8 protein-coding genes are annotated in these 6,627 nt (G+C 59.5%); 2 read left to right on the forward strand and 6 right to left on the reverse strand.

Annotated features, from left to right (window positions below; translation table 11 throughout):
• A partial coding sequence (locus tag C9413_RS25630) for a helix-turn-helix domain-containing protein (RefSeq protein ID WP_170251072.1) occupies positions 1–236 on the forward strand: 236 nt, incomplete at its 5' end.
• A gap of 328 nt (positions 237–564) precedes the next feature.
• Here the strand turns inward: C9413_RS25630 and C9413_RS25635 are convergent.
• A complete protein-coding gene (locus tag C9413_RS25635) occupies positions 565–819 on the reverse strand; it encodes a YMGG-like glycine zipper-containing protein (protein ID WP_040115207.1) in 255 nt (84 codons plus the stop codon).
• A gap of 17 nt (positions 820–836) precedes the next feature.
• The gene (locus tag C9413_RS25640) at positions 837–1,154 is read right to left on the reverse strand and encodes a hypothetical protein (protein WP_040116524.1); all 318 of its coding nucleotides are present in this window, start codon (positions 1,152–1,154) and stop codon (positions 837–839) included.
• A 235-nt stretch (positions 1,155–1,389) separates the two neighbouring features.
• On the opposite strand from C9413_RS25640, the gene C9413_RS25645 reads away from it, so the two are divergent.
• Positions 1,390–1,560, forward strand: coding sequence for a hypothetical protein (locus C9413_RS25645; protein ID WP_170251073.1), 171 nt, complete (start codon positions 1,390–1,392; stop codon positions 1,558–1,560).
• Positions 1,561–3,019: 1,459 nt separating this feature from the next.
• Here C9413_RS25645 and ugpC read toward each other — a convergent pair.
• The 4 genes from ugpC to C9413_RS25675 form a co-directional block, all read right to left on the reverse strand.
• A complete protein-coding gene (ugpC, locus tag C9413_RS25660) occupies positions 3,020–4,069 on the reverse strand; it encodes a sn-glycerol-3-phosphate ABC transporter ATP-binding protein UgpC (RefSeq protein ID WP_170251076.1) in 1,050 nt (349 codons plus the stop codon).
• A gap of 19 nt (positions 4,070–4,088) precedes the next feature.
• The gene (locus C9413_RS25665; protein ID WP_040115200.1) at positions 4,089–4,931 is read right to left on the reverse strand and encodes a carbohydrate ABC transporter permease; all 843 of its coding nucleotides are present in this window, start codon (positions 4,929–4,931) and stop codon (positions 4,089–4,091) included.
• Positions 4,921–5,853 carry a sugar ABC transporter permease gene (locus C9413_RS25670; protein ID WP_040115199.1) on the reverse strand — a complete coding sequence of 311 codons (933 nt, stop codon included), beginning with the start codon at positions 5,851–5,853 and terminating at the stop codon, positions 4,921–4,923. The genes C9413_RS25665 and C9413_RS25670 overlap by 11 nt, the downstream gene beginning before the upstream one ends.
• Before the next feature lie 11 nt (positions 5,854–5,864).
• Positions 5,865–6,627 (reverse strand): extracellular solute-binding protein (locus tag C9413_RS25675; protein WP_170251077.1); only part of this gene is annotated, 763 nt, incomplete at its 5' end.

Below are 6,627 nucleotides of genomic sequence, written 5' to 3' on the forward strand. Positions count from 1 at the left end.
CCACAGCCGCGCCCGGAGTGAGCCCGATCGCCTACGGGCAGCGCCTAAGGGCCGAGGATGCGAAACGCCGGTTGGAGCGGACGGAGTCATCGGTCGACGAGATAGGCTGGCAGGTCGGTTACGAGGAACCGGCTTTCTTCCGCCGTCTCTTCAAGCGAGTCACCGGCTTGACGCCAGGGGGCTATCGACGGCGTTTCAAAATCCCTGAGTATGCACAGACCCGTGTAAGGGATTAAGCCACTCGACTAGGCCGTGCAGCCGTTACACTTGTTTCCGCCAAAATTCTTCGCTCAGCGCTCAGGCTGTCGGAACTCCCAGCCTGACTATCGGTAACACGTTTCGATCTTCGCGGCAGGTGTCGATGCCGTTGTGCCGGTAGCTCTAAGCGCACCGGCCGATCACTGCTTGTATCTCCCTGGTGCGCCACTGGCATCGCGGGACCAGGGTTGGGCGGGCGCGGCACTTTACCCCGCGCCGTTCCTGGGTAAAAGGCCACAACCCAATAAATGAGCCGCACGCCTGCCAAGGAGCCAACTCCATTCTCTATGCGATTCCGCCGTCTTACTAGCAGCGCGCCTCGTAGGTCCGTCCATAGCGGTCTCGATACACGCAGTAGCCCCGACGTTCGGTCGAGCGGCCAATCAGGGCGCCAGCGACACCGCCAGCAACGGCTCCGACCGCAGCACCCTCCCAGCTATTGCTTACGGCCCCGCCGATAACTGCTCCGGTGCCGGCCCCAATGGCCGTTCCCTTCTCCGTTGCTGTGCAAGATGCCAGGGCGCCAACGAAGGCACTGGCAAGGACAATTTTTCTCATCATTTTGAACGCCTCCTTATTTACTGCTGCGCGGGAGAGGTCGGCGGGGTCGCCGGTGCCGGCGTCGCGCTGCTGTTATCAGCTGGCGCCATCGGCTTTGCCGGACCAGGGGTCGGCTCAGAATTCGTCGTGGATGCCGTGGGCTGCGGATCGGTATCCGGAGCACCGCTCCACAGGGTGTAGGCAACCGCGATCACGGCGATCGCTGCAATGGCGGCGGCCCAGCCCACCCATGCGCTGGATCGGGTGTGCTCCACCGGTGTCGTGCGGAGGTCTAGATCGGGCTTCGGGGTCGTTGTGCGATTAGGATCGTTCGGATTGCTAGGGTCGTACGTCATCTTCATGCTCCGCTTTTTGATGAATGAGGAAGCACTGGATGGCTTGTTTGTTCCGCTAGCGATCCGGCCCGATCTCCTGTGTCGGACTTCGGTCCCAGATCGATCGGACTTTGGCCTCATGAAAAACCAAGTCGAAAGTCCTCCTGTACTTCAGACCGTGGTCCCGGATCGGGAACGTCATTGACTGCCAGGCATTGGGGTGGCGTGACGGAAGAGCGGTCAAAGGAGGTTTGCAATGAAGGACGATGGATCCACCCGTGGCAAAAGTGGCTGGAGCGTGGCGGCCGTCGTCATTGTCATCGTCCTTGCCGGCTTGCTCCACGTCTATGGTCAACTCCTGTCGGGCGACAGCGAGCAATTGACGAGGAGTCTTCGCGAAACAGCGGCCACCGCCGATGGAGGCTAACGGGATCGAGAAGCACACGAGTTGACCCGAACGGGCTGTTCAATCTCATCCATCTCCGGTCTCTTCGATTGTTTGGCGACGAAGCGCGATAACTCGTTTTCGTCGCTGCAGCCCAAGACGGATGTTGCTATGAAGGATCTCGCGTTCATTCAAGCATAGTTCGGGACCAATGTCTGAGGCCGTCGGCATGAAGAGGCCGCACGCGCTGAGAGGACCGAGACGCAGGTGGTGATCGAGGCACAGTGAAGCCTAGTCTCCGGCACCTCAGATCCTAACGACGGTCCGATCCGTAGTCGCAATAACTGCCTCACGGAATGCAATTCTTTTCAATGTCATTTGCCACAAATCTCGCAGCACGGTCCCAGGCTTCGCCTGTATCGCCTCGATACGTTATAAACCGGTCGCAGGTGGGTTTGTTGGTGCGGATGTCCAACAGGACATACTTCGCCCAGCCCACCAAGGTGCTCATCTTGTGAATCTCGCCTATGAGCAAGTAATTCGCGCCAGCAGTTTTCGCCTCTCTCGAAAGCTCCGCGATCCCGGTTCGCGCGCCGTGCACCGCCCATTCTGGCAAGCCAACGAAGTGATGATGATCTTGCTACGTTTCGAGAGACTGTCGCGTAGGGTTGAGGCAAACGCCGTCAACCGAGCATCGTGGTCACCGAGCTGGTGACCCGCTTCGCCGGACGTGTCCTTAAAGTCAAAATTGGCAACGGCTACCGTAATCGGTTCAATCGTGTCGGCAACGGCGACTGATGCAAGGGCGCTGGCACACGCCAACGCTGTGACGACCCACCAACCTGGGATGCACGATCTCCTTGCAACGTTAAAGCTCGCTTCTACCTCGTCCTCCTCCCAACTTAAAATTGACGCCAAGCCGGGCAGCGTCCTATGTTGCCTCACGCGAGATGAACGCCGCTGCTATGCCAACGCGTTCATTAACCAGACGTCTGGTGCAAAGATCGATAGCCGCCCGTGACCAGCGCCACCCTCCTCGAAATAGCCCTTGCGCTCACGGCGCGCCGAAGGTTCATTAGCCCGGCATTTGGCGAAATCGATTTGGCCCGGCTCACATCATTTTGCGCCGATGACAGTCCACAGAAGGCTGCCGCTCTCCAAGCGGCTGAAGACGTTCTAAGACAAGACCACGAAGCAGAACCGGCGGATGCCATGCTTGACAATGCTGCTATGAAGGACCTTTTGGGAAAGATTGTATGGTCCGTATAAGTCCGGCACAACCGCACTTCACTGCATTGACGCGAGATCTTCGTTTAGGGTCTTCTCATCGCTCATATTGGTGTCGGTCTGCCTTTCGACGCAGCGTTGAACAAAACTCAATGTGTCTCATCAGCCTTGATCTCATCCAGCGGTGGTCACCGCCTGGCCGCTAGCGAGACGGTGTTATCTGGGACTGCGTCACTCCTACGACGGCGTCGGGTAAGTCGGCATGAACAAAACCTCAGTTCAGTCGCTGGCCGCCACTTGCGAAGAGGTGGATATTGGCGAGTTCCGGCCGGACGCGGATCGTTGCGCAGGTTGAGAGCGATATGCGCTCGCGAAAGACGCCTTTAACCTGCGTTTCGCCGAGCTTCATCGTTACCTGTGTCTCCGAACCCATCGGCTCGACGAGCGCGATCTCCGCCGGCACGCCGTTATCGTCGAGAACAAAATGCTCGGGCCGGATGCCGTAAACCGCCTTGCGGTCACTGAACTCGTGGGCGGCTTGCGGAAGCGGCAGCAGTATGCCGGGTGCGGCGAAACCCGTCGAGGTGATCGGGCCGGATAGAAAATTCATGGCCGGCGAGCCGATGAAACCTGCCACGAACTGGTTGGCGGGCCGGTCGTAAAGTTCGAGCGGGGCTCCGATCTGCTCCACCCGCCCGCCATTCAGCAAGACGATCTTGTCGGCCATGGTCATGGCCTCCACCTGGTCATGGGTGACATAAATGGTCGTGGTCTTGAGCTTCTGGTGCAGGCTCTTGATCTCGCCGCGCATGACGACCCGGAGCTTCGCATCAAGGTTCGACAGCGGTTCGTCGAACAAGAAGACCTGGGGGTTTCGGACAATCGCCCGGCCCATGGCGACGCGCTGGCGCTGGCCGCCGGAAAGCTGGCGCGGATAGCGATCGAGCAGATGCGACAGGCCGAGAATGTCCGCCGCCCACTTCACCCGCTCCGCGATCTCGGCCTTGCCTGTGCCGCGATGTTCCAGCGAAAAGCCCATATTGGTTGCGACGGTCATATGCGGATAAAGCGCATAGTTCTGGAAGACCATGGCGATGTCGCGATCCTTCGGGTCGAGGTCGTTGACCACACGCCCGCCGATTTTGATATCTCCGCCGGTGATCGCTTCCAGTCCGGCGATCATGCGCAGAAGCGTGGATTTGCCGCAGCCGGACGGACCGACCAGCACGACGAATTCGCCATCGCTGATGCCGAGATCGACACCGTGGATGATGTCGACGGCGCCATAACTCTTGCGGACACGGGAAAGGGTAACTTCAGCCATCAATCAGGTTTCCGGTTCTTCAGCCCTTGAGGCCGGTATGCGCGAGCCCTTCGACGAATTGCTTCTGCGCGATGATGAAGACGATGAGAACGGGGAGCGCGGTGAGCGTGGCGGCGGCGAGCTGGATGTTCCACATCGGTCCGCCATAGGCGTCGGTATATTGGGTCAGCGCCTGCGGCAGGGTGAATTTGTCCGCGCTCGACAGGAACACGATCGGTTCGAGGAACAGGTTCCACGAATGGAGGAAAGTGAAGATCGCCACTGACGCGAGCGCCGGTTTCGCCAGCGGCAGGGCGATTTTCCGAAAGATCTTGAAGCGCCCGAGGCCGTCGACGCGTGCCGCCTCTTCCAGCTCAGCCGGCAGCGTCACGAAGAACTGCCGCATTACGAACGTGGCAAAGACGCTCGGCGCCCCGAAGATCGGCACAAGGACCAGCGGCCAGTGGGTATTCACCATGCCGGCTTTCAGGAACATCTGGAAAAGCGGCACGATCGTCACCTCAGACGGGATAAGCAACCCGAGCAGCACGATCATGAAGATCGTGTTAGCGAAAGGAAATTTAATGCGCGCAAAGGCGTAGCCAGCCATGGAGGAGACGATCATCGTGCCGACCGTCACCACAGCGGCAATATAGGCCGAGTTCCAGTATTGCTGCACGAAAGGCTGCAGCTCGAAAACCTTTCGGTAGGTCGTCCAGTCATAGCTTGCCGGAACGAGTTGCGGCGGAAAGGCAAAGATGTCGCTGATCGGTTTCACCGAAGACGTCACCATCCACCAGGTCGGAAAGACAAAGGGGATGAGCAGCACGCACATCAACCCGTAGAGAAAAACCTTCATGCGCGGAGACAACTCAGCTTTCATAGAAGACGATCCTCTTGCGCATCTGCCACTGGGCAAAGGTCAGCACGGCGACGATCGCGAAGAGCAGGATCGAGAGCGTCGAGCCATAGCCGAAGAAATGGAACTGGAAGGCCTGCTGGTAGAGGTAATAGACGAGCACCGTCGTCGAAAGCCCTGGGCCGCCTTGGGTCAGCACCGCGATCTGCGCGAAAACCTGCAGCGATCCGACGATGGTGATGATCGAGGTCAAGAGCATGGTCGGGCTGATCAGCGGCAGGGTGATGCGGCGGAACTGCTTGAAGCGCGGCGCGCCGTCGATCCGCGCAGCCTCGTAGAGCTCGTTCGGCACGCCCTGCAGCGCCGCCAGGAACAGGATCATGTTGAGGCCGACATTCTTGAAAACCTGCACGACGATGACGGAGATCATCGCGGTCGTTTCCTCGCGAAGCCAGTTCGGTCCTTCGATACCGAAGACCTGCAGTATGCCGTTGATTCCGCCATTCTTCTGAAGCAGGAACCCCCAGACAATTGTCCAGGCGACCAACGAGACGACGACCGGCGAAAAGAACAGCGTGCGGAAGATGGCGATGCCTGCGAGCTTCTGGTTGAGGAGAACCGCAAGCAGGAGCGCCAGGGAGAGATTGAAAACGACGAGCCCGGCGGAAAAGATCGCGGTCGCTCCCAGGACTTCGAAGAGGTTCGTATCCTCGATCAGCATCCAGTAGTTCTGTGCGCCCGTATAGGTGAAGGTATTGGCAAGCACGTTCCACTCGTGCAGCGAATACCAGAAGACGAGTCCAAGCGGGATCAGCACGAAGACGACGATGCCGATCAGCTGCGGTGCGATGAAGAGGAAACCGGCGAGACTGTCGCGCCGCGCAACCGTCCAGAACGGCGATGAGGAGCGGCCTTCCGCAATTGCGCGATCTTGCGCGACAGCCATTTTACGCTCCCTTAGCGCTTCAAGAGTGGGCCGATCTGGCCGCAGATCTTCTGGAGCGTGCCGGGGATATCCGCATCCGGACGCCAGACGGCATCGAGGCCGGAACGAACGGCCTGCTGGATCTGCGCAAAGCCGGTGTGTCCGGGGATGACCTTGCCCGTTACAATCCCGGAGATGACGACCTTGTCGATCTGCTCCTGGCTCAGAAGCGGATTGGTCGTCTTCAGCACTTCAGCATTGAGCAGCGACTTGCGGGCCGACGGGAAGAACTGGCTGAGCTTGGCCGAGTTTTCCGGGCTCGTCATGTAAGCGACGAATTCGGCGGCCGTCTTGGCGTTTTTCCCGGTCTGCATGACGCCGATACCGGCCTGGCCGATCAGCGCATAGTCACCGGCAGGTCCCTTCGGCAATGGCACCAGATCCCAGGAAAAGGGCTTGTCCTTCGGCAGCAGCGAGGCGCGGCTGATCTGCGTGATCGTCATCGCCGCATTGCCGGCGAAGAAATCGACGTTTTCGCCGGGACCTGGGATCGCCTTCTTCTTGAAGATCGCCTCGTGGATGAAGGTCAGCGCGTCGACCATCGGCTTTTCCGTCATCGTGCAGGTCTTACCGTCGTCGCTCCAGGGGGAAGCGCCCCAGCCGTTCCAGATGGAGGCGAGATTCTGCCAGATCTGGTAGTTGAAGTCTCGGACGATCAGGCCGCCCTTGCCATTCTGGCCCACCGCTGAAGCTGTCGCGATCGCGTTGTCCCAGGTCCATTGGCCAGCGACGATG

The sequence above is a fragment of the Rhizobium sp. SEMIA 4085 genome, from assembly GCF_013004495.1.
Lineage (GTDB): Bacteria > Pseudomonadota > Alphaproteobacteria > Rhizobiales > Rhizobiaceae > Rhizobium > Rhizobium gallicum.